The following is a 21,287-nucleotide window of genomic DNA, read 5'->3' on the forward strand; positions in this document are numbered from 1 at the left end:
ATTGGGGAGTAACGAAGGCGTTCAGGAGCTATCACCATGCCGCATCAAAAGAGAGTTTTGGCAATTGTCCTCGCAGGTGGCGAGGGAAACCGGCTCATGCCGTTGACGGCGGACCGGGCCAAGCCTGGTGTCCCGTTTGCCGGAAGCTACCGGCTAATTGACTTTGCCCTTTCAAATCTTGTGAATTCCCGCTATCTACAAATTGTGGTGTTGACGCAATACAAGTCCCACAGCCTTGACCGGCACATTTCCGAAACGTGGCGCATGTCCACCCAGTTGGGCAACTATGTGGCCTCGGTTCCGGCCCAGCAGCGCGTCGGCAAGAGCTGGTTCCTCGGCAGCGCAAACGCCATCTATCAGTCCCTAAACCTCATTCATGACGCCAATCCCGACATCGTGGTGGTGGTCGGCGCAGACCACGTCTACCGGATGGACTTCTCCCAGATGGTGGCGCAGCACGTCGCCAGCGGGGCCAAAGCCACAGTCGCCGCCGTCCGCCAGCCTCTGCACATGGCGGACCAGTTCGGCGTGATCGAAACGGATGCGGACAACCCGGAGAAAATTGCCGCGTTCGTCGAGAAGCCGTCCTCGACGCCCGGCCTCGCGGCCGACCCCAGCCAGTTCCTGGCCTCCATGGGCAACTACGTGTTCGACGCCGATGCCCTGGTCGAAGCCCTCCACGTGGACGCCGAGCGCCTCGACACCAAGCACGACATGGGCGGGGACATCATTCCCTACTTCGTGAACCAGGGTGAGGCCGGCGTCTACGACTTCACCCTCAACGACATTCCCGGGTCCACCGAACGGGACCGCACCTACTGGCGCGACGTCGGCACCATCGATTCGTTCTACGACGCCCACATGGACCTGATCTCCCCCGTTCCGGTCTTCAACCTCTACAACTCTGAGTGGCCGATCTACACCCGCCAGAGCATTTCGCCGCCGGCCAAGTTTGTCCGCGGCAAGTCCAACACTGTGGGTACGGCACTGGATTCCATCGTGGCCAGCGGTGTCGTCGTCTCTGGCGGCATTGTGGAGGGGTCCGTGCTCTCCAATGACGTCTACGTCGGCACCGCAAGCCGGGTCCTGGACTCGGTACTGATGGACAAGGTCAATGTCGGCGAAGGCGCTGTCATCAAACGCGCCATCATCGACAAGAACGTCAAGGTTCCGGCCGGGGCCGCTATCGGGCTCGACCCCGAACTGGACCGCGCCCGCGGGTTCAAGGTCACCGACTCCGGAATTACGGTCCTGTCCAAGGGGCAGGTGGTCCCGGACCCGAGCGATTCGGAACGGGCGCTCTCTGCGGCCAACCTCCGCCTGGTGCCGGATGCCGTCCGCACCGCGACGGAGAGCTGGCCCGAATTGCGGGAGTCCGTGGACAAGGTTGTCCACGTGCAGGCCGCCGCGGTCGGCGCGGACGCACCGGCCAAGCAATCGCCCACGGCATAGTCAGGCGGGGGCCCGGCGCTGCGGTCAGGCCGGGTCCCCGCACCCTGTAAAATTAGGGCAATGAGCTCCCCCGATCTGTCCTCCGATCTTCCCTCTGCCGAGTCTGGTCTTGCCGGGCCCGGCTTGGCCGAGCTGACCCCGGAGGAAATCCAGGCCTGCCTGAAGGTCCTGAACACGATCCACGCCTATGACGAGGAACACCCGGACTACCTTTCCGTGCGCCGCGCCACCGGGAAGATGTTCAAGGCCGTCAAGCGCCACCGGCGGGTCAGCAAGCGCGATGAGATCGCCGAGGCGGACCGCGCCGTGATCGCCCAGACGGCGACGGCGGCCCCCGACAGGATCGACGACGAGACGCGCGGCAACAAGCTCGCCACGTCCGCGACCGGGGAGATCGCCGGCCATCTCATCAGGTCCCGGCCGTGTTACATCTGTAAGCAGCACTACACCCAAGTGGACGCCTTCTACCACCAGCTGTGTCCCGAGTGCGCCATGTTCAGCCACAGCAAGCGCGACGCCCGCACCGATCTGACCGGCCGCAGAGCCCTGCTGACCGGCGGCCGGGCAAAGATCGGCATGTACATCGCGCTCCGGCTCCTCCGGGACGGCGCCCACACCACCATCACCACCCGGTTCCCCAAGGACGCCGCCCGCCGCTTCGCCGCGATGGAGGACAGTACCGACTGGCTGCACCGGATCCGGATCGTGGGCATCGACCTCCGCGACCCGTCCCAGGTAATGGCCCTGACGGATTCCCTCGATGCCGCAGGGCCGCTGGACATCATCATCAACAATGCGGCCCAGACGGTGCGGCGCTCCGGCAACGCCTACAAGCCCCTCGTCGACGCAGAGGACGAGCCGCTGCCAGCCGCTCTCCAGGCTGCCAACGGGGGCCCGGAACTCGTCACGTTCGGCCACGCCCACGACAAGCACCCGCTTGCCCTTGCCAGCAGCGTGTTCGACCATCCCGTCCTGGCCGGGGACGCAATCACTTCCCTCGCCCTCTCCACGGGCTCCGCGTCGCTGGAGCGCATTGCCTCCGGCACCGCCATCGACGCCGGCGGGCTGGTCCCGGACCTCGCCACGATCAACAGCTGGACCCAGGTGCTGGACGAAGTGGACCCTCTGGAGATGCTCGAAGTGCAGCTGTGCAACGTAACGGCTCCCTTCCTGCTGGTCAGCCGGCTGCGCGGCGCCATGAAGCGCTCCACCGCGCGGCGGAAGTACATCGTCAATGTCAGCGCCATGGAAGGCCAGTTCTCCCGCGCCTACAAGGGCCCCGGGCACCCGCACACGAACATGGCCAAGGCTGCGCTGAACATGATGACCCGTACCAGTGCCCAGGAAATGCTCGACGCCGACGGCATCCTGATGACGGCCGTGGACACCGGCTGGATTACGGACGAGCGGCCGCACTACACCAAAGTCCGCCTCATGGAAGAGGGCTTCCACGCGCCCCTTGACCTGGTTGACGGCGCCGCCCGCGTTTACGACCCCATCGTGATGGGCGAATCCGGCGAGGACCAGTACGGCGTCTTCCTGAAGGACTACAAGCCCAGCCCCTGGTGACAGGCACCCGGGTGGCGCCTCACGCTGAGGTGTGCAGTGCAGTGAGGAGCGCAGTGCAGGCCTTATGGCCCTAATCGGGGTCCGGGCCGGTACGTAACGTGGCTCCACATGGACACAACCACGCCACTGCCGGATTACTCGCTGACCATGGACCAGTGCTGGGCGCTGCTCGATGCCGAAGTCGTGGGGCGCGTAGCGCTGATCGTGGACAGCCATCCAGAGATCTTTCCGGTGAACTTCGTGCTGGAGCGGCGCACGATTGTCTTCCGCACCTCGGGGGGCACGAAGCTGTGGGGCGCCATCACGGGCAAGCCGGTCGCATTCGAGATCGACGGGTACGACGCCCGCGACGAGACGGCCTGGAGCGTGATGGCACGCGGCGAAGCCGAACTGATGGAGAACCAGGCGGACAAGGACGAGGCGGATGCCCTGCTCCTGGAACCGTGGCAGCCCGGCGGCAAGCCGTACTACGTGCGTGTGGCTCCCAAGGCGCTGACCGGGCGACGCTTCAAGGTCAACAGGCCCGATGTGTGGGTCACCCGTCTCTCGGACCAGCGCCGTGCCTCGTTCGAATAGCTCGCGGGTCGAATAGGACACGGTTCGAATCACGTGGGTTCGAATAGCTCCGTGCAGGGATTCCGGCGTCAGTCGCTTTCTGGCGAGTGAACGACCAGTACCGGGCAATGCGCATGCGCCACGCAGGCCGAACTGACTGATCCCAGGAGCAGGCCGCCGAACCCGCCGTGGCCGCGGCGGCCCACCACGAGCATGTCCGCGGACTTGCTTTCCTCGATAAGCATGCGGCGGGGATGTCCCTGGACGAGGCGGGCCTCGACGTTGTCCGGGGTGTCCGGGCCGAAAGCCTTCACCACCGCCTCGGCCAGGATTTCCCCTGCCCGGACGTCGAAGTCCTCGATGCCGACGGCGACGTAGCCGTCGTACACCGGAGGGTAGTCCCAGCACGCCAGCGCCACGATCTTGGCGGACAGCGGCACCGCGAGGGCCTGCGCATGCCGTAACGCCGACACCGAAGCGTCCGAGCCGTCAACGCCTACCACGATCGTGCGGACGTCCCTGGCTTCGTTCATCGGTTAACCCTTGTCCTCGTGCCGGCCGAGCCTGCTGCGCCAGATGGCGACGCTCCAATGATTTCCTCCGCCCGGCCAGGGAGCCTAGGGCCAAAAGTCATGCAAGCACACCAGCCAGCTCGCGTCCGAAAGCGATCAGTGCAGCGGTCGCAGGCGGCCCGTTGGGCACTATGACCCTTGTCCGTGGCGCCGCAGTGCAGAAGAATGGCAGAGGCTGGGGTAGTCAATGCACCACAGATGTTCATGCACCACAGAAGTCAATGACTACAGAATCGAGCGGTCCCGCAAGCGGCCGGACGGGAGAACCATGATTGCCTGGGCAGACGCAGGTCTCGCTGCACCTGATGGCGTGCAGGCGGTGATCCGCGTCTTCATCCTCGATGACCACGAACTCGTCAGACGCGGACTGCAGGAACTTCTCGAAGGCGAGGGTTTCGTGGTGGTCGGCAGTTCCGGATCCGCGGTGGAGGCGACCCGCCGCATTCCCGCACTGCACCCCGATGTCTGCGTGCTGGACGCCCGCTTGCCGGACGGAACCGGTATTGAAGTCTGCCGGGACGTGCGGTCGGTGGACCCGTCCTTGAACTGCATCATCCTGACGAGCTTCGACGACGAACAAGCCCTGCGCGGGGCCGTGCTGGCCGGCGCGCGCGGATATGTGCTGAAGGAGATCGGCGGCACGGACCTGATCGGAGCGCTGCGGCGGGCAGCAGCGGGCGAGACCCTCTTCGAGGAAGACGTCGCCGCCGGCATCGTGGACAGCCTGGTGGAGGCCGAGGAAGTTGACCCGCGCACCTCATCCCTCACGCCCCAGGAACGCAAGGTGTTGGAGCTGGTGGGCGGCGGGCTGACCAATCGGCAAATTGCCGCCGAAATGTTCCTGGCAGAAAAGACCGTCAAGAACTATGTGTCGTCGCTGCTGGCCAAGCTCGGTTTCGAACGACGCACCCAGGCCGCTGTCTTCATCGCCAGCCCGGCATTTCCGGTGGCCTCCGGTGCAGGCACCGGCGATGGCACCCGGCCTCACAGCGTCCGGTAACCTCCCTGCGCGAGCCTCCCTGCGCGCCGGCTAGAGGGACACCGGGCTAGAGGGGCACGGACCACTCCAGGCTGGTGCCGGCGTCGGGCGCGCTCGTAATGGTGCATTCGCCGTCCAGCATGCGTGCCCGGTCCTCGAGATTGCTCAGCCCGTTGCGTTTTCCGGGTTGGGCGAATCCGGCGCCGTTGTCGCTGATTACCACCGTCACGCGGCCCTTGACGACCGCCACCGAGACCGAGATGGTATCAGCCCCGGAGTGCCGGATGGCGTTGCTGAGCCCTTCGGAAACCACAGCCACGACGTTGTCGGCCTTGTCCGGAGTCACGGCATCCACGGGTCCTGTGATGGTCAGGCGCGGTGCAAAGGGCATGGATTTCGCCGAACTTCGCGTGACCCGACGGATCCGTCCGCTCAGCAATTCGGCATCGCCGATATTGCTCTTCAGTGAGTAGATGGTGTCGCGCAGGCTGCGGATCGCCTCGTCGAGTTCACCTGTGATGGTACGGATGCGCTCCCACGCCAGTTCGTCCTTGGTGAACCGGGTCAGGCTCTGCACGCTCAGCCCGGCGGCGAACAGCCGCTGGATGACGAGGTCGTGCAGGTCCCGGGCAATCCTGTCGCGGTCCGTGAAGACCAGGAGCTCTTCGCGCAGCCGGTGCACCCGGGACAGTTCCAAGGCGAGGGCAACGTGGGAGCCGAAGACGGCCCCCATCTCGATGTCCGTCCGGGCGTAGCGGACCGAATCCTTGTTCCGTGCCAGCAGCAGGAGACCATGGTGGGCGCCTTGGGTGCTCAGTGCCACCGCCAGCAGCGGACCGGTGACTCCGGCGTCGACCTCCCCGACCACTTCCGACGCGTCGTCGAACAGCACCGGCTCGCCGCCTTCAAGGACACTATCCAGGAGCCCTGATTCCAGATGCAATGACTTTCCCGAAAACGCCGCGCCGCGCCCACCGGCAACGCCGATCACCACGTGGTCAACGCCGTTGGCTGCGGGAGCCACCAACAGGGCGAGATCGGACGCGGACTCCTGGAGCGCGCGGCCGGCAATCGGGTCCAGGCCGCCTGAGGTGTAGTCGCGGTCCGTGCTCAGCATCAGCCCGGAGACGTCCATGCAGGCTTCCAGCCAGCGGGCCCGGCGGCGGGAGTCGTCATAGAGCCTGGCATTCTCAATGGCGACGCCGGCGGCTGCCGCCAATGCGACGGCCAAGGCTTCGTCTTCGGCGGTGAAGTCGCCCCCGCCTTCCTTTTCCGTGAGGTAGAGGTTTCCGAATACGACCTCCCGGACACGGACCGGGACCCCCAAGAAAGACTGCATGGGAGGGTGGTGGGCTGGGAACCCGTAGGCTTCAAGGTGCTTGCTCAGATCATGCAGCCGAAGCGGCCGGGGGTCTGTAATCAGGAGGCCAAGGACGCCGTGACCGGTGGGCAGCGGACCGATCCGCCGCGACAATTCGCCATCGATGCCCACGGTGATGAAGTGGCTCAGCGCGTGGTCATCACCGATGACTCCCAGGGCACCAAAGCGTGCATGCAACAACCGGCAGGCCGATTCGACCACGCGTTCCAGCACGGCATCCAGGCTCAGGTCCTCGGCCAGGGCGACAACCGCTTCCAGCAGCCCCGCCATGCGTTCCTTGGATTGGAGCAGCTCTTCTGCCCGGGCGCCGAACCCCTTCAGCAGTTCCTCAACCACGGGATTTGGCTCGGATACGGCATGGCCAGAACCCTCACCCGTTGATTGCATATCTTTGCCCCCACTCGCTCCGGCCCGTGTCGACGCTGACGGCCCTATGCCAGAATACCGCGAAGAACTCAGGAATGCCTCAGAATTCACAGTTTTAACCGACGTCTGGGACCATATGCCCTAGCCGTCCCCAGCCCCGGCAGCGTACGCTCGCCGGCATGAGTACTGAGTCGAGCCCGGGCAGTCACGAGTCAAAGGACAAGGCCCACACCGTCGAAAACCTGGCCACTCACGAATGCTGGCAATTATTGCGCAGCGTCTCGGTCGGCAGGCTTGCGGTCTGGGTGGACGATCACCCCGACATCTTCCCCATCAACTACAAAGTGGACCACGGTACCCTGGTCTTCCGGACCGCCGAGGGCACCAAGCTGCAGGCGGCCACCGGAGACACTCCGGTGGCGTTGGAAGCGGACGGCGTGAACGCGGACACCGGCGTCGCCTGGAGCGTTGTCGTCAAAGGCCAGGCCGCGCCGGTGCAGAACCCCCAGGAAGTCATGGACACGGTGGGCCTGCTGCTGTTCCCGTGGCAGGCCGGACAAAAGGAACACTTCGTCCGGATCACGGCGGACACCGTCACAGGCCGGCGCTTCAAGGTGGTACCGCCGCAGACGTGGTGGACGCCGTTGGACGACTCCACCCGCTCCGGCCTCGAATAACTCCCCCAAAGCACCGCATGCTCTATCAGATCGGGCTGCTTTGAGGGCCTCAGGGCAGCCCGATCTGATAGCGCAACGTGGAGCGGCGCAACGGTTTAGGCCAGGCGGGTGATCTCCACGCTGACGGTGAGGGCCGATCCCCCGCCGCCGGACAGGATGCCCTTGAGCGGCGGCACGTCGCGGTAGTCGCGGCCCCGGGCGACAGTGACGTGGAAGTCCCCCGCCGGCTTGTGGTTGGTCGGGTCCCAGCTCCGCCATTCGCCGTCCCACCACTCGAGCCACGCATGGGATTGGCCGGCAACTGTCTCGCCGAGATCCGCCGTCGAGCGGGGGTGAAGGTAGCCGGACACATAGCGGGCCGGGATACCGCAACTGCGCAGGGAGCCGATGGCGAGGTGTGCCAGGTCCTGGCAGACGCCCTGCCGCTGGTTCCAGGCTTGCTCGGCGTTGGTGGTCACGCCGGTGGAGCCCTTCATATAGGTCATTTCGCCGCGCATCCAGGCAAAGACTGCCATGGCCGCCTCGTGCGGCGTTTTTCCCTCCACAACTCCGGGGATGATGGCGAGCACTTCAGAGCCGGGATTCGTCAGCTGGGACTGGGGAACCCAGTCACTGAACTGGTTGAGCGTCTCCGGTGCGGCCAGGACGTCCCATCCCACGATGTCGGCCTCGGCTGCGATCTTCTCGACCCGGTGCACCTCAACGGTGGTGGTGGACAGGACTTCGAGGTGCTCGTGCGGCATCTGCATGTCGAAAGCCGTCACGCGCGTGCCCCAGTAGTCGCGGTAGCTGCTCATGGCCGCCTGCGAGGGCGACACCTTCATGGAGGACTCCAGGACCACCTGCTGCGGGTCCGTCAGCGGGGTCATCCGGGCCTCGTTGTAGGACAGCGTGACGCGTTTGTTGTACTTGTACGCCGTCTTGTGGACGATGTTCAGCCGGGTCATGAAACTTCTCCCACCCAGGCCAGTTCGTCTGCCTGATTGAAGTACTTACGGGAAATGGCGTCCGAGGCCTGCGAAACCGCTTTTTGCACACGCTCCATGTGCTCCGGCAGCTCCGACATGAGGTCATCGGTGCGGTGGAACTCCAGGAAAGTGCGGGCCTGGCCGACAATCCGGCGGGCGTCGTTAATGAAGCCGACGCGCTGGGCCGAGGGGTCCAGTTTCGCCAGGCACTCGTCGGCGTCCCGCAGGGCGTAGACGATGGACCGCGGGAACAGCCTGTCCAGGAGCAGGAATTCGGCCGCGTGCTGGTCCCCGAACGCCGCCCGGCGGGTCCGCAGGAAGGATTCGTACGCGCCGGCGCAGCGGAGCATGTTCACCCACGACATGCCGGCCGAGAGGACATCGCGTGTGGACAGCATGCGCGCGGTCATGTCGGCCCGCTCCAGGGACCGGCCCAGGACCAGGAACTGCCAGCTCTCATCGTGGCTGACGGTGGTGTCGGCCAGGCCGCTGACCATGGCCGTGCGTTCCAGGACCCAGTTGCAGAAGCGGTAGGTACCCACCACGTCCTTGCGGTGCTGGTTCAGCCCGTAGTAGGTCGTGTTCAGGCTTTCCCAGAGCCCGGAGGAAACGGTCTCGCGGGCGCGGCGGGCGTTTTCCCGGGCCGCGCCGAGGGAGCCGGCAATGGACGTGGCACTCTGCTTGTCGTAGGCGAGGGCATTGAGCAGTTCCGGCAGGCCGAAATCCTCATTCTGCGCACGGGCCCCCATGACGGCGAGGAGTTCCTGCGCGACGCTGCGCTGTTCCTCCATGGGCAGATGGTTGAGCCGCTCGAGGTGGACGTCGAGGATCCGGGCCGTGCCGTCGGCCCGTTCCACGTAGCGGCCGATCCAAAAAAGTGACTCGGCAATACGGCTAAGCATTCGCGGGTACCTCCTGCGCGTCAGAAATCTGCTGCTGCTGCTGTTCTTTCTGGCTGTCGCGCCAGCTGCTCTCCACCGGCCAGACCGAAACCCGCTCGCGGATTGCGATGCTGGGCCGCGGGATCACTTCGACGGGGACCTGCGGGGAATCCGCCAGGACCCAGGTGTCCTTGGAGCCGCCGCCCTGGCTGGAATTGACGATCAGCGAGCCCTCCTTGAGCGCCACGCGGGTCAGTCCGCCGGGGAGAACCCAGACGTCCTCGCCGTCGTTGACGGCGAAGGGGCGCAGGTCCACGTGCCGGGGGCCGAACTTGTCGCCGCTGAGCGTGGGCACGGTGGACAGCTGCAGCACCGGCTGGGCGATCCAGCCGCGGGGGTCGGCGATGATCCGCTTGCGCAGGGCATCGAGTTCGTCCCTGGAGGCGTCCGGGCCGATCACCAGGCCCTTGCCGCCCGAGCCGTCCACGGGCTTGACCACGAGCTCGTCGAGGCGGTCCAGGACGTGCTCCCGGGCCTCTTTCTCTTCCAGCCGGAACGTGTCCACGTTGGCGATCAGGGGCTCTTCGCTCAGGTAGTAGCGGATGAGGTCGGGCACATAGCTGTAGACCAGCTTGTCATCGGCGACGCCGTTGCCCACGGCGTTGGCGATCGTGACGCCGCCGGCGCGGGCGGCGTTGACCAGGCCGGGGCAGCCGAGCATGGAGTCGGCGCGGAACTGCAGCGGGTCCAGGAATTCGTCGTCGATCCGTTTGTAGATCACGTCCACCCGCTGCTCGCCGGCCGTGGTGCGCATGTAGACCCGGTTGCCGCGGCAGATGAGGTCGCGGCCCTCGACGAGTTCGACACCCATCAGGCCGGCGAGCAGGGTGTGCTCAAAGTAGGCGCTGTTGAACACGCCGGGGGTCAGGACCACCACGGTGGGATCGTCGACGCCGGAGGGCGCCGTCTTCCGCAGGGCGGACAGGAGCCGGCGGGGGTACTCCTCGACCGGGCGGATGAGCTGCTGGCCGAAGGCCTCGGGCAGGCCCTTGGCCATGGCCCTGCGGTTCTCGAGGACGTAGCTGACGCCCGAGGGCACACGCACGTTGTCCTCCAGGACGCGGAAGGTGCCCGCGGCGTCGCGGACGACGTCGATACCGGAAATGTGGACGCGGACGCCGCCGGCCGGTTCGAAGCCGTGCACCTGGCGGTGGAAGTGCGCGCTGGTGGTGACGAGCTGGCGCGGGATGACGCCGTCGGACACCACCGTCATTTTGTCGTAGACGTCGTTAAGGAAGGCTTCCAGGGCGCGGACCCGCTGGGCCACACCGCGTTCCAGGACGCTCCACTCATCGGCGGGGATCACCCGGGGGACGATGTCCAGCGGGAACGGCCGCTCTTCACCTGCGAAGTCGAACGTCACGCCGCGGTCCAGGAAGGTCCGCGCCATGGAATCGGCACGGGCGCTGACGTCAGCCAACGAAAGTTCACGCAGGGCCACGGCCACCTGCCCGTAGGACTTCCGGGCCTGCTGGCCGGGGGCAAACATCTCGTCGTAGGCGCCGGTTCGGCCGGCGGCCTCGGAGTAATCCTGGAATAGGTCAGACATGGTCACTAGCCAACCACTTTTTCGTTACGAAATCATTTCGGCGGCCCGCGCGGCGGCCCGCGGAGCGCGGTCCTCAGGCGCGGGCCCGCTTGCCGGGATGGCCGCGGTTACGGCTTTTCCGGCCGGGTACGGCAATGTAGGGGCGTGCCCCCCAAGAGATCCGCTGCCGCGGCCGCGCCAGGCCTGATCGGCGCCGCGGCCGCCGTTGCCGTCGCCGTCGCCGTCCATCTGCTGCTTCCGGCGCTGCCGGCGATGACCCTGGCCGTGCTCCTCGGGCTCTTGGCCGCGAACCTGCCCGGCGTGGCGGGGTGGACCGCCGGGCCGGCGCGTCCCGGGCTCGACTTCGCCGGCAAACACCTGATGCGGGCCGGGATCGTGGTGCTGGGCCTGAAAGTCAGCCTCGGCGATGTGCTGGGCCTGGGCTGGGCTGCGCTGCTGCTCGTGACGGCCGTGGTGCTGGCTGCCTTCGCTGGCACATACGGGATCAGCAGGCTCTTCCGGCTTCCTCCCCGGGTATCGCTGCTGGTGGCCACCGGTTTCGCCATCTGCGGAGCGTCCGCGATCGGGGCGATGGCCGCCGTGCGCAGAATCCGGCAGGAGGACACCGTGCTGCCCGTGGCGCTCGTGACCCTGTGTGGAACGCTGGCAATCGGGGTGCTGCCGTTGCTCGCGCGGCCGCTGGGACTCGGCCCGGAGCTCTTCGGGGCGTGGACCGGCGCCTCGGTGCACGACGTCGGGCAGGTGGTCGCCACCGCCCAGACCGCGGGCGCCGCGGCGCTGGCGGTCGCCGTCGTCGTCAAACTCACCCGGGTGATCCTGCTGGCCCCGATGGTCGCCGCCGCGGGGTTCCACCACCGGCTGGGCACCGCCGACGACGGCGCCACGCGTCCGCCGGTGATCCCGCTGTTCGTCATCGGATTCGTGGCCCTGGCGGGCCTGCGCACCACCGGGTGGCTCTCCCCCGCAGTGCTGGACGGGGCCGCCGCCCTCCAGGACGCGCTGCTGGGCATGGCGCTATTCGGGCTGGGCTCCGCCGTCCGCGTGGGGCAGCTGGTGCACACCGGCGCACGCGCGCTGCTGGCCGCGCTGGCGTCCTGGCTGCTGATCGCCCTGCTGGGCCTGGCGGCCGCGTACCTGATGTTCCCGCCGGCGTGATCCGGCGCACACGCTCCCGTGATTAGATAGCTGGGTGTCAAACCAGAACTTGAGCCGCGACGAGGCCGCGGTCCGTGCCGCTCTCATTACCACGCACAGCTACGACGTCTCCCTCGACGTCCGGCAGGCAGCCGACCCGAACGTCGCCGGCTACACAAGCCGCAGCGTCATCTCCTTCTCGGCCAGCGAACCCGGGGCATCGACCTTCGTGGACTTCATCGCGGACAGCGTGCACAGCGTCTTCCTCAACGGCAAGGGCCTCGCCGTCGCCGACGTCGTGGACGGTTCCCGGATCCGGCTCGAGAACCTGCAGCCGGAGAACCAGGTCACCATCACCGGGACAGCGCTCTACAGCACTTCCGGTGAGGGCATGCACCGCTTCGTCGACCCAGCCGACGGCCAGTGCTACCTGTACACGCAATACGAACCCGCCGACGCCCGCCGCGTGTTCGCCAACTTCGAGCAACCCGACCTGAAGGCCGAGTTCACCTTCCACGTCATGGCCCCCTCCGAGTGGCAGGTGTCCTCCAACGGCGCCGAGGTGCTGCGCACCCAACTAACTTCCGATCCCGCCACGAGCCGCTGGGACTTCGCCCCCACCAAGGCGATGTCCACCTACATCACCACTGTCCTGGCCGGACCGTACTTCAGGGCCGAGGACGCCTGGAGCGGCACACTCGCCGACGGCACGGTCCTGGAGGTGCCGCTGGCGCTCTACTGCCGCGCCTCCATGGCCGCGTCCTTCGACGCCGATGCCCTGTTCCGCCTCACCAAGAACGGGCTGACTTTCTTCAACGAGCTCTTTGATTTCCCCTACCCGTGGGGCAAATACGAACAGGCCTTCGTGCCCGAGTACAACCTCGGCGCCATGGAAAACCCCGGCCTGGTGACGTTCACCGAAAGCTACGTCTTCACTTCCCGGGCCGCCGATTCGCAGTACCAGGCCCGTGCCAACACGCTCCTGCACGAGATGGCGCATATGTGGTTCGGCGATCTCGTGACCATGAAGTGGTGGGATGATTTGTGGCTCAAGGAATCCTTCGCCGACTACATGGGCACCCTCGGCGTGGACCGGAGTACGGACTGGGACACGGCCTGGGTGAACTTTGCCAACAACCGCAAGTCGTGGGCCTACGTCCAGGACCAGCTGCCCACCACGCACCCCATCGTTGCCGACATCCCGGACCTGGAGGCCGCGAAACAGAACTTCGACGGCATCACGTACGCCAAGGGCGCCTCGGTGCTCAAGCAACTCGTGGCCTACGTCGGGTTCGAGGCCTTCATTGCCGGGTCCCGCCAGTACTTCCGGGACCACGCCTACGGCAACACCACCCTCGCCGAGCTGCTGGCGGCACTGAGCGCGGCGTCCGGACGCGACCTCGGCGAATGGGCCCGCCAATGGCTCCAGACCTCCGGCATCTCAACCCTCTCCAGCGAGATCACCGAGCACGGGGACGCGCTCAGTTCCGTCGCCGTCCTGCAGGACGCCGTTGATCCCGCCACCGGCAGGCAGGAGCCCCGGCCGCACCGGCTCCGGATCGGGCTCTACGACTTTGACGACGCCGGCGCACTGGTCCGCACGGACAGCGTCGAGACCGATGTCAGCGGCGCCCGGACCGACGTGACCGACCTGGCCGGCAAACCCCGGCCCGCTCTGCTGCTGGTCAACGACGAGGACCTCAGCTACGCCAAGGTCCGGCTTGACCGGCACTCCGAGGCCACTGTGCGCGGCTCCCTGGACAAGCTGACGGACCCCATGGCGCGGGCGCTCTGCTGGACGGCGCTGTGGGATTCGGCCCGTGATGCCGTTACACCGGCCGCCCTCTACGTCGACGCCGTCCAGCGCTTCGGCCCCGCCGAACCGGGAATCGGGGTCCTGCTCAACGTGCTGGGCAACGCCTCGACGGCGATCGAACGCTACGTACCCCGGGGCCAGCGGGACGCCGCGCGCCGCGGCTTCCTGACCACCGCCGCGGAACAGCTGCAGGCGGCGGCACCGGGCTCCGACCAGCAACTGGCCTGGGCCAGAACCCTCGCCGCGACCAGCCGCTACGACGCCGGCCGGCTCGACCTGCTCCGGGGCATCCTGGACGCCAGCACCGTGATCGACGGTCTCGCTGTTGACGCCGAACTGCGCTGGAATCTCTGGCATGGCTTGGCCGCCAACGGCCAGGCCTCACAGGAGCAGCTGGACCAGGAGCTCGCCCGGGACAACACGGCGGCAGGGAAGTCCGGGCACGCCACGGCCCTGGCCGCCCGCCCCGAGGCGTCCGTCAAGGCGGCAGCCTGGGAGGCCGCCGTCCACGGCACGGGGCTGTCCAACCAGCTCCTGAGCGCCACCATTTCCGGGTTCAATACCGGCGCGGCCTCGCTGCTGGCCGGGTTCATTGACCCGTACTTCGAGTCCCTCGAGCAGGTCTGGGCGGACCGGAGCATTGAGATCGCCAGCCGGATTGTCCGCGGCCTCTATCCCGCAGGTCAGGATCTCGACGGGCACGGCGGGACGCCCGAGACCCATGCCGTGATTGTCCGCACCGACCACTGGCTGGCCGCCCACCCCGACGCGCCGCGCGCCCTGCGCCGGATCATCATCGAACAGCGCAGCCACCTGCACCGTTCCCTCAAGGCGCAGGCGCTGACGGCACCGGCCATAGCACCATCGACTGCTCCGTAACCGCCCTTTTGACGGCTGAAAACGCAGCTGGGCCCACGCCGGCAGGGTGCCCTGGCCGAGCTTGCGAGGCGAGGGGGCCGGTGGGGAGCAATCGATGGTGTTTAAGGAGCGGGTTCTTTAGGGAACCCGGTGCAGCCACTCCGCGGTGCCGAACTTGGCCCCCACGCGGCGGCGGGCGGCCTCAAGCTCGGCGTCGGTGAGTACCGACGGTGTCGCGTCGTAGCGTTCGGCGAAGACGTCCATCATGGCTGCGACGATCTCGGCCCGGGCCATGCCGGTCTGGCGGCGGAGCGGATCCACGCGTTTCTTGGCGCTCCTGGTGCCCTTGTCGGACAGTTTCTCCTTGCCGATCCGCAGCACCTCCACCATCTTCTCGGCGTCGATGTCGTAGCTCATGGTGACGTGGTGGAGCATCCCTCCGTTGGCGAGCCGCTTCTGCGCGGCCCCGCCGATCTTGCCGTGCTCCGTGGCGATGTCGTTGAGCGGCACGTAGAAGGCGCTGATGCCGACTTTTTCCAGGGCCGCCATCACCCAGGCGTCCAGGAAACGGTAAGAGTCCGCGAAGCTGATGCCGTCCACGAGGGTCTGCGGCAGGTAGAGCGAGTACGTGATGCAGTTCCCGGCCTCCATGAACATCGCTCCCCCGCCGCTGATCCGCCGGACCACGCTGATGCCGTGCCGGGCCACCCCCTCGGGGTGGAGTTCATTGCGGACGGACTGGAAGCTGCCGATCACCACTGACGGCTCCTCCCAGTCCCAGAACCGCAGGGTGGGGTTGCGCCGCCCGGCGCCGACTTCCTCGGTCAGGACCTCGTCCAGGGCGACGTTGACGTGGGTGGGCAGGACGGACGGGGCGATGATGTTCCAGTGGTGGTCCGCCCAGCCCGTCGCCTTCGCCAGGGCGCGGCGGACGGTGACCGCGACGGCGTCGGCGGAGAAGCCGAACAGCACGGTGCCTTCGGGCAGGGCCGCCGTCACGGCGTCCGCGATGTCGGCGGCGCTGGTGTCGACGGGCAGCCCGGTGATCGCCCGGTTGATCTCCGGCAGAGCCTCGTCGGGTTCCAGGAAGAAGTCCCCGCTCACCGAGACGTGGGCCAGTGCGCCGTCCACGACGTCGAAATCGGCCACCACGAGTTTGCCACCCGGGACCTTGTACTCGCCGTGGTGACGGCCGGCGTCCTCGTCAGTGCTGGGAGCGGTGCCCACGGGATGGGATGTCATGACATCCATCCTGCCCCATGAAGCCGGGAATCCGGGAAACTGCGAAACCACGAAAACGCGAAACCGGAACACCGGCAGAGACGCAGAAAGCCCGCACCGTTGCCGGTGCGGGCTTTCCATCAGACCTTGGAGAAGAAGCTTACTTCTTGCCGCCGAAGCCCTTGAAGCGAGCGTTGAAGCGCTCGACGCGGCCTGCGGAGTCCATGATGCGCTGCTTGCCCGTGTAGAACGGGTGCGACTCAGAGGAGATTTCGACGTCGATGACCGGGTAGGTGTTGCCGTCTTCCCACTCGATGGTCTTCGAAGAAGACACGGTGGACTTGGTCAGGAACTTGACGCCGGAAGCCAGGTCGTTGAAAACAACAGCTTCGTACTTCGGGTGGGTATTAGACTTCATAATTGGACCTTTGTTCGCACAACTGGATTTTGCCAGTTGCCAGGTATGAATGGGATGGCCGGCGGAAATCACCGGACGGCCAGCTATCAAGCATAGCCGATAGCCGGACCACTGACGAACACCATCGGTGCACGTCAGCGCGGCGCAGCAGTGCTTGGCCTCAGTCACGCGAAATCCCAGCACACCCCACATCCAGGCCATGCTCGGGGCTGATGCGTGAGCTCACCCGGCGCGGGTGAGGCGCCGCACCCCACCCGGGCACAGGATAGAACTGCGGCTGTCCGTCGGATTGCCTGTACCCGATTGAGAAACGGAGGTCATCAGTATGGCTGAGACACTGGATGAACTAGGGCCGGTGGACTGGCTCGTCGTGGAGTTCCCCGGGCCCGACTTCGGTAAGGGTCAGCTCGCCCCGTTCCTGGAGGACCTGGTAAAGCGCGACCTCATCAGGGTGCTCGACATGGTGTTCCTGAGAAAAACCGACGATGGCACGCTCGAGACGGCCGAAATCTCCGACCTCGACCCGAGCGAGCTCGGCGAGGTGCGCATGGCCGAGGCCGACCTGGCCATGGTGCTCTCTGAGCAGGACGTCATGGACCTGGCCGAGACGATCGAGCCCGGCCACTCCGCCGCGGTGCTGGTCTGGGAAAACCAGTGGGCGGCCCCTTTCGGCGCGGCCATCCGCAAGGCCGGCGGCCAACTCGTGGCCAGCGGCCGGATCCCGACCCAGGCCGTCATCGCCGCCTTCGAGGCCGACGCCGAAGCCCAGTCATCGGAAGAAGCAAAGGAAGGAGCCTGACATGCCACTGGCAGCACGACGCAGGCGCAGGACCGCCGCCGCCGTTGGCGGGGCCGTTGTCGTCGCCCACGGGATAAACCGTCGCGGCGACCGCCGTGAGGACCGGCGGGACGACCGCCAGGACGACCGCGGCGACCGGCGGGAGGACCGGCGCGACTGACACCACAGAGCCGGCTCCCGGCACACGCGGGTGCGCATGACCCTTCTGGGGTCATGCGCACCCCCACCTGACGCACTTCCCCCAGCAGGCGGAAGCCGCGAGGCATTCCGAACCGGCCACTTCTCCGGGTCTTCCCGACGATGACAGGACGCCAGCTTCGAAGCGGTCAACGCCGGAGTGTTCTTCCACGGGAACCCGGGCCAGTCCGACGGCCTGGACAGCCTCCCCGCCGCAGCTGCCGAACTGCCCGAGCAGGACTGGGGGCCTTACCCGGGCAAGAAGGACTAAAAGCTCCCAAGTTCTCCCGGCCGCGTGGCCGGGAGAACGAGAGCGGCACCGCCAAAATCCGTTGACGGCATCATTGGGAGTCCTTCGGACGGAGCTCCCAGAACGCTACCGCCGACGCAGCGGCGACGTTGAGCGAATCGACGCCCGGGCGCATGGGGATCTTCACGGCGAGGTCGACGGCGGCCAGGGTCGCTGCGCTCATGCCCGCGCCTTCCGTGCCCAGCACCAGGGCCAGCCGCTCCGGGCGGCGGGCCGCGAGCACGTCGAGATCCACCGCGTCGTCCGTGAGCTCCATGGCGGCCACGGTGAAGCCTTGCTCCTGCAGCGAGGTCAGGCCTTCCGCCCAGTCCTCCAGCCGGGCCCACGGCACCTGGAACACGGTGCCCATGCTGACCCGCACGCTGCGGCGGTAGAGCGGATCACCGCACCGTGGCGAGACCAGGACGGCGTCCACACCCAGGGCCGCGGCCGAGCGGAAGATGGCGCCGACGTTTGTGTGGTCGACGATGTCCTCCAGCACGGCAACCCGGCGGGCTCCGGCGAGCAGTTCTGCCAGCGGCACCGGGGCGGGCCGGTGCATGGCGGCCATGGCGCCGCGGTGCAGGTGGAAACCGGTGATTTCCTCCAGCAGCGCCGCGGAGCCGACATACGCCGGGACATCCGGGTACCGCTCAAAGACATCCGCCAGGTCCTCGGCCCATTTCTCGGCAAGGAAGAAGGACCGCGGCCGGTGCCCCGCGGCCAGCGCCCGGCGCAGGACGCGGGAGGACTCGGCGATGTAGAGGCCCTCGGCCGGTTCCCGGACTTTGCGCAGGTGCACGTCGGTGAGCTGCGTGTAGTCGGAAACCCGCGGGTCGTCGGCGGATTCGAGAAAGTACATGGTCACGGGCAGGTCATTTCCGGAGGCTATTCGTGGGGGCTATTTGAACAGGTTGGCGATCATGAACCCCAGTGCCACCAGGCCCAGGGCGAAGATGACCCCGCGCAGGACCGCCGGGGAGAGCCGGCGCCCCACCTTGGAGCCGATCACGCCGCCGATCAGTGAGCTCACGGCGATCAGTCCGACCACGCCCCAGTCGATCCGGTCGAAGGCGAACAAAAGGTAGGAGCAAGCGGCGATCACGTTCACGCCCAGGACCAGGAAGTTCTTCATCGCGTTGGCGTTCTGGATGGTCCCCGTCATGAACACGCCCAGGATGCCAACCAGCAGGATGCCCTGCGCCGCGACAAAGTAGCCGCCATAGACGCCGGCCAGGTACACAAGCGCCACAAGCAGGACACCGTGGCGGCGGTCCCGGATGGCGTGCTCAGGGTTTTCCTCGCGGTTCTTCACCCACCGCTGCAGCCTCGGCTGGAAGACGACCATCAGCAGGGCCAGCACGATCAGGACAGGGGCGGCGTAGTAGAAGACCGTCTCGGGCAGGTGGAGCAGCAGGTACGCGCCGGTAACGGCGCCCAGCAGCGAAGCCGGCAGAAGCCGGAGCAGCTGCCGGCCGCGGCCTTCGAGCTCCTTCCGGTAGCCCCAGGCGCCGGTGGCGTTGCCGGCCACGAGCCCCATGGCGTTGCTGATGGAGGCAGTGACGGGGGCATAGCCCAGGGCGATCAGCACCGGGAACGTGACGAGGGTGCCGGATCCGACGACGCTGTTGATGGTGCCCGCCCACAGCCCGGCGAAGAAAATGAAGGCGCTATTGAGGAGCTCCACGCGGGGTCAGTGGACCCGTCAGTGGCTGGCGGTCGCGGTGTACCGGCCGGCGTTGACGGTGACATCCAGCCGCAGGCCGAACGTTTTGCTCAGGTTTTCGGCAGTGAGGACCTCCGGCAGCGGACCGGAGGCCACCACGCCGCCGTCGCGCATGAGCATCGCGTGCGTGAATCCCGGCGGCACTTCTTCGAGGTGGTGGGTGACGAGGACGATCGCGGGGGCGGCGTCGTCGCGGGCGAGTTCGCTCAGGCGCTGGACCAGGTCCTCGCGCCCGCCGAGGTCGAGCCCGGCGGCCGGCTCGTCCAGGAGCAGGAGCTCAGGATCTGTCATGAGGGCACGGGCGATCTGGACGCGCTTGCGCTCCCCCTCGGAAAGCGAGGCGAAGGGGCGGTTCAGCAGCGGGCCCATCCCCCACTCGTTCAGCAGGCCAAAGGCGCGCCGCTCGTCGTTCTTCTCATAGCCTTCGCGCCAGCGGCCGGTCACACCGTAGGCGGCGGTGACCACCACGTTGAGGACCTTCTCGTGCTCGGGGATCTGGCTGGCCAGCGCAGCGGAGGACAGGCCGATCCTGGGGCGGAGCTCGAAGACGTCGACTGCGCCGAGGACTTCCTCGAGGATGCCGGCCATTCCGGATGTCGGGTGGATCCGGGCCGCGGCCAGCTGGAGGAGTGTGGTCTTGCCGGCGCCGTTGGGTCCGAGGATCACCCAGCGTTCGCCTTCCTTGACCTGCCAGTCCACCTTGTCCAGGAGCGTCTTAGCCCCACGTACAACGCTGACGCCGGCCATTTCAAGAACATCACTCATAGGAGTAGACACTAGGACAAAAAAGCGGACGACTGATAACCGGCGCCGCGCGCTGCCGTGGGGCGTCACGCGGCGCCGGCCCGGGCGCAACGAATTCGGGCCGTCCAACGCCTGCTCGCTAGGATTGAAGCCATGAGTTCGAACGTGACCGCAGTGAGCTACGGCCTGAAACTGTCCCTTCCCGAGATCGAGCGGCTGCGTTCGCTCCTGACGGCCGCGGGGCTGAGCGTCGGTGCCGAAACCCGCGCCGGAGACGGGCGCTTCGAGGTATATGCGGCGGACTGCGCGCTGGAGGCCGAACTGGACGGCGCGCCGAAAGCCGAAAGTCCCATCCCCGACGCGGTTTCGGGAGCCCGGCTGGAGGGGCCGCGCCGTGCGCTGGCGGACTCCGGCATCGACGGTGTGGACACGGCGCTGGTTCCCGCGGCACTGCGCAGCGCGCCGCGGAAGTTCCTGATCATGGACGTGGACTCCACCCTCATCCAGCAGGAAGTGATCGAGCTCCTGGCCGCGTACGCCGGGAAGCGCGAGGAAGTGACGGCAGTGACCGAGGCGGCCATGCGCGGCGAGCTGGACTTCGCCCAGAGCCTGCACGCCCGGGTGGCTGTGCTCGCCGGACTGCCGGCCAGCGTCGTCGAGTCGGTCCGCGCCGAGGTCAGGCTGACCGAGGGCGCCGCCGAGCTCGTAGCGGCATTCCAGGCCGCCGGCCATGCCGTGGCCGTGGTGTCCGGCGGGTTCAACCAGATCCTCCGGCCGATCGCCGAGGACCTCGGGCTGCACTACTGGATCGCCAATGAACTCGAAATCGTCGACGGCGCGCTGACCGGCAAGGTGCTCGGCGACGTGATCGACCGGGCGGCCAAGGAGAAGTACCTGCGCGAGTGGGCAGCTGCCGAGGGCATCCCGATGGAACACACCATTGCCGTGGGAGACGGCGCCAACGACCTCGACATGCTGGGCGCCGCCGGGATCGGCATCGCCTTCAACGCGAAGCCTGCCGTACGTGCTGCCGCGGACGCCGCCGTCAACCTCCCCTATCTCGACGCCGTGCGGTACATCGCGGGGGTCTGATGCG

The 21,287-nt window shown here is 67.1% G+C and carries 20 protein-coding genes; 10 read left to right on the forward strand and 10 right to left on the reverse strand.

Going from position 1 to position 21,287, the window contains the following annotated elements:
* The first annotated feature begins 30 nt into the window (after window positions 1-30).
* The 3 genes from glgC (at window position 31) to LQV16_RS03695 (ending at window position 3,597) form a co-directional block, all read left to right on the forward strand.
* Window positions 31-1,452, forward strand: coding sequence for a glucose-1-phosphate adenylyltransferase (gene glgC / locus LQV16_RS03685; RefSeq protein WP_229992648.1), 1,422 nt, complete (start codon window positions 31-33; stop codon window positions 1,450-1,452).
* Between the two features lie 60 nt (window positions 1,453-1,512).
* Window positions 1,513-3,021 (forward strand): SDR family oxidoreductase, encoded by a 1,509-nt coding sequence (locus LQV16_RS03690; protein WP_229992591.1) that lies wholly within the window; start codon window positions 1,513-1,515, stop codon window positions 3,019-3,021.
* Between the two features lie 108 nt (window positions 3,022-3,129).
* Window positions 3,130-3,597 (forward strand): pyridoxamine 5'-phosphate oxidase family protein, encoded by a 468-nt coding sequence (locus LQV16_RS03695; RefSeq protein WP_229992592.1) that lies wholly within the window; start codon window positions 3,130-3,132, stop codon window positions 3,595-3,597.
* 68 nt (window positions 3,598-3,665) lie between these two features.
* Here the strand turns inward: LQV16_RS03695 and LQV16_RS03700 are convergent, their stop codons facing one another.
* The gene (locus LQV16_RS03700) at window positions 3,666-4,109 is read right to left on the reverse strand and encodes a universal stress protein (protein WP_229992593.1); all 444 of its coding nucleotides are present in this window, start codon (window positions 4,107-4,109) and stop codon (window positions 3,666-3,668) included.
* Window positions 4,110-4,416: 307 nt separating this feature from the next.
* Between LQV16_RS03700 and LQV16_RS03705 the strand changes: the two genes are divergently transcribed.
* Window positions 4,417-5,148 carry a response regulator transcription factor gene (locus tag LQV16_RS03705; protein ID WP_290369320.1) on the forward strand — a complete coding sequence of 244 codons (732 nt, stop codon included), beginning with the start codon at window positions 4,417-4,419 and terminating at the stop codon, window positions 5,146-5,148.
* 46 nt (window positions 5,149-5,194) lie between these two features.
* On the opposite strand, the gene LQV16_RS03710 is transcribed toward LQV16_RS03705, so the two are convergent.
* Complete coding sequence (locus LQV16_RS03710) at window positions 5,195-6,895, reverse strand: GAF domain-containing sensor histidine kinase (RefSeq protein ID WP_229992594.1); 1,701 nt, start codon at window positions 6,893-6,895, stop codon at window positions 5,195-5,197.
* Between the two features lie 158 nt (window positions 6,896-7,053).
* Here LQV16_RS03710 and LQV16_RS03715 point away from each other — a divergent pair, with 158 nt between their 5' ends.
* Window positions 7,054-7,551 (forward strand): pyridoxamine 5'-phosphate oxidase family protein, encoded by a 498-nt coding sequence (locus LQV16_RS03715; RefSeq protein ID WP_229992595.1) that lies wholly within the window; start codon window positions 7,054-7,056, stop codon window positions 7,549-7,551.
* Between the two features lie 95 nt (window positions 7,552-7,646).
* On the opposite strand, the gene LQV16_RS03720 is transcribed toward LQV16_RS03715, so the two are convergent.
* From LQV16_RS03720 to LQV16_RS03730, 3 genes are read right to left on the reverse strand one after another with little or no spacing between them, the layout of a single operon-like run.
* Window positions 7,647-8,498, reverse strand: coding sequence for a transglutaminase family protein (locus tag LQV16_RS03720; RefSeq protein WP_229992596.1), 852 nt, complete (start codon window positions 8,496-8,498; stop codon window positions 7,647-7,649).
* Window positions 8,495-9,421 (reverse strand): alpha-E domain-containing protein, encoded by a 927-nt coding sequence (locus LQV16_RS03725; RefSeq protein ID WP_090577845.1) that lies wholly within the window; start codon window positions 9,419-9,421, stop codon window positions 8,495-8,497. Before LQV16_RS03725 ends, LQV16_RS03720 begins: the two co-directional genes overlap by 4 nt.
* A complete protein-coding gene (locus LQV16_RS03730; protein ID WP_229992597.1) occupies window positions 9,414-11,009 on the reverse strand; it encodes a circularly permuted type 2 ATP-grasp protein in 1,596 nt (531 codons plus the stop codon). Before LQV16_RS03730 ends, LQV16_RS03725 begins: the two co-directional genes overlap by 8 nt.
* 144 nt (window positions 11,010-11,153) lie before the next feature.
* On the opposite strand from LQV16_RS03730, the gene LQV16_RS03735 reads away from it, so the two are divergent.
* Both LQV16_RS03735 and pepN read left to right on the forward strand, forming a co-directional pair.
* The gene (locus tag LQV16_RS03735) at window positions 11,154-12,164 is read left to right on the forward strand and encodes a putative sulfate exporter family transporter (protein ID WP_229992598.1); all 1,011 of its coding nucleotides are present in this window, start codon (window positions 11,154-11,156) and stop codon (window positions 12,162-12,164) included.
* Between the two features lie 34 nt (window positions 12,165-12,198).
* A complete protein-coding gene (gene pepN, locus LQV16_RS03740; protein WP_229992599.1) occupies window positions 12,199-14,838 on the forward strand; it encodes an aminopeptidase N in 2,640 nt (879 codons plus the stop codon).
* A gap of 117 nt (window positions 14,839-14,955) precedes the next feature.
* Here pepN and LQV16_RS03745 read toward each other — a convergent pair whose 3' ends face one another.
* Together LQV16_RS03745 and LQV16_RS03750 are read right to left on the reverse strand one after the other, a co-directional pair.
* Window positions 14,956-16,059: a biotin/lipoate A/B protein ligase family protein gene (locus LQV16_RS03745; protein ID WP_229992600.1), complete on the reverse strand. Its 1,104-nt coding sequence runs from the start codon at window positions 16,057-16,059 to the stop codon at window positions 14,956-14,958.
* Window positions 16,060-16,198: 139 nt separating this feature from the next.
* A complete protein-coding gene (locus LQV16_RS03750; RefSeq protein WP_018772953.1) occupies window positions 16,199-16,456 on the reverse strand; it encodes a type B 50S ribosomal protein L31 in 258 nt (85 codons plus the stop codon).
* 325 nt (window positions 16,457-16,781) lie between these two features.
* Between LQV16_RS03750 and LQV16_RS03755 the strand changes: the two genes are divergently transcribed.
* Complete coding sequence (locus tag LQV16_RS03755) at window positions 16,782-17,255, forward strand: DUF6325 family protein (RefSeq protein WP_229992601.1); 474 nt, start codon at window positions 16,782-16,784, stop codon at window positions 17,253-17,255.
* A gap of 1 nt (window position 17,256) precedes the next feature.
* Window positions 17,257-17,415, forward strand: coding sequence for a hypothetical protein (locus tag LQV16_RS03760; RefSeq protein ID WP_229992602.1), 159 nt, complete (start codon window positions 17,257-17,259; stop codon window positions 17,413-17,415).
* A gap of 358 nt (window positions 17,416-17,773) precedes the next feature.
* Here the strand turns inward: LQV16_RS03760 and LQV16_RS03765 are convergent, their stop codons facing one another.
* Genes LQV16_RS03765 through LQV16_RS03775 form a run of 3 tightly spaced genes read right to left on the reverse strand, consistent with a single transcriptional unit; the run spans window position 17,774 to window position 20,212 of the window.
* Window positions 17,774-18,589: an RNA methyltransferase gene (locus tag LQV16_RS03765; protein WP_229992603.1), complete on the reverse strand. Its 816-nt coding sequence runs from the start codon at window positions 18,587-18,589 to the stop codon at window positions 17,774-17,776.
* A 33-nt stretch (window positions 18,590-18,622) separates the two neighbouring features.
* On the reverse strand, window positions 18,623-19,408 hold the full coding sequence (locus tag LQV16_RS03770; protein ID WP_229992604.1) for a sulfite exporter TauE/SafE family protein: 786 nt from the start codon (window positions 19,406-19,408) through the stop codon (window positions 18,623-18,625).
* Between the two features lie 18 nt (window positions 19,409-19,426).
* Window positions 19,427-20,212, reverse strand: coding sequence for an ABC transporter ATP-binding protein (locus LQV16_RS03775; RefSeq protein ID WP_229992605.1), 786 nt, complete (start codon window positions 20,210-20,212; stop codon window positions 19,427-19,429).
* Window positions 20,213-20,344: 132 nt separating this feature from the next.
* Between LQV16_RS03775 and serB the strand changes: the two genes are divergently transcribed.
* Complete coding sequence (gene serB / locus LQV16_RS03780; RefSeq protein ID WP_229992606.1) at window positions 20,345-21,283, forward strand: phosphoserine phosphatase SerB; 939 nt, start codon at window positions 20,345-20,347, stop codon at window positions 21,281-21,283.
* Window positions 21,284-21,287 lie beyond the last annotated feature (4 nt).

The sequence above is a fragment of the Arthrobacter sp. Bi26 genome (assembly GCF_918697925.1).
In the GTDB taxonomy this organism is placed as follows: domain Bacteria; phylum Actinomycetota; class Actinomycetes; order Actinomycetales; family Micrococcaceae; genus Arthrobacter.

Excerpts from the sequence above, each read along its gene's own strand:
- LQV16_RS03710 (WP_229992594.1), bottom strand. The coding sequence starts at position 6,895 with ATGCAATCAACGGGTGAGGGTTCTGGCCATGCCGTATCCGAGCCAAAT.
- LQV16_RS03705 (WP_290369320.1), top strand. The coding sequence starts at position 4,417 with ATGATTGCCTGGGCAGACGCAGGTCTCGCTGCACCTGATGGCGTGCAG.
- LQV16_RS03720 (WP_229992596.1), bottom strand. The coding sequence starts at position 8,498 with ATGACCCGGCTGAACATCGTCCACAAGACGGCGTACAAGTACAACAAA.
- serB (WP_229992606.1), top strand. The coding sequence starts at position 20,345 with ATGAGTTCGAACGTGACCGCAGTGAGCTACGGCCTGAAACTGTCCCTT.
- LQV16_RS03755 (WP_229992601.1), top strand. The coding sequence starts at position 16,782 with ATGGCTGAGACACTGGATGAACTAGGGCCGGTGGACTGGCTCGTCGTG.
- LQV16_RS03730 (WP_229992597.1), bottom strand. The coding sequence starts at position 11,009 with ATGTCTGACCTATTCCAGGATTACTCCGAGGCCGCCGGCCGAACCGGC.
- LQV16_RS03750 (WP_018772953.1), bottom strand. The coding sequence starts at position 16,456 with ATGAAGTCTAATACCCACCCGAAGTACGAAGCTGTTGTTTTCAACGAC.
- LQV16_RS03725 (WP_090577845.1), bottom strand. The coding sequence starts at position 9,421 with ATGCTTAGCCGTATTGCCGAGTCACTTTTTTGGATCGGCCGCTACGTG.
- LQV16_RS03760 (WP_229992602.1), top strand. The coding sequence starts at position 17,257 with ATGCCACTGGCAGCACGACGCAGGCGCAGGACCGCCGCCGCCGTTGGC.
- LQV16_RS03700 (WP_229992593.1), bottom strand. The coding sequence starts at position 4,109 with ATGAACGAAGCCAGGGACGTCCGCACGATCGTGGTAGGCGTTGACGGC.
- LQV16_RS03745 (WP_229992600.1), bottom strand. The coding sequence starts at position 16,059 with ATGACATCCCATCCCGTGGGCACCGCTCCCAGCACTGACGAGGACGCC.
- LQV16_RS03715 (WP_229992595.1), top strand. The coding sequence starts at position 7,054 with ATGAGTACTGAGTCGAGCCCGGGCAGTCACGAGTCAAAGGACAAGGCC.
- LQV16_RS03775 (WP_229992605.1), bottom strand. The coding sequence starts at position 20,212 with ATGAGTGATGTTCTTGAAATGGCCGGCGTCAGCGTTGTACGTGGGGCT.
- LQV16_RS03695 (WP_229992592.1), top strand. The coding sequence starts at position 3,130 with ATGGACACAACCACGCCACTGCCGGATTACTCGCTGACCATGGACCAG.
- LQV16_RS03690 (WP_229992591.1), top strand. The coding sequence starts at position 1,513 with ATGAGCTCCCCCGATCTGTCCTCCGATCTTCCCTCTGCCGAGTCTGGT.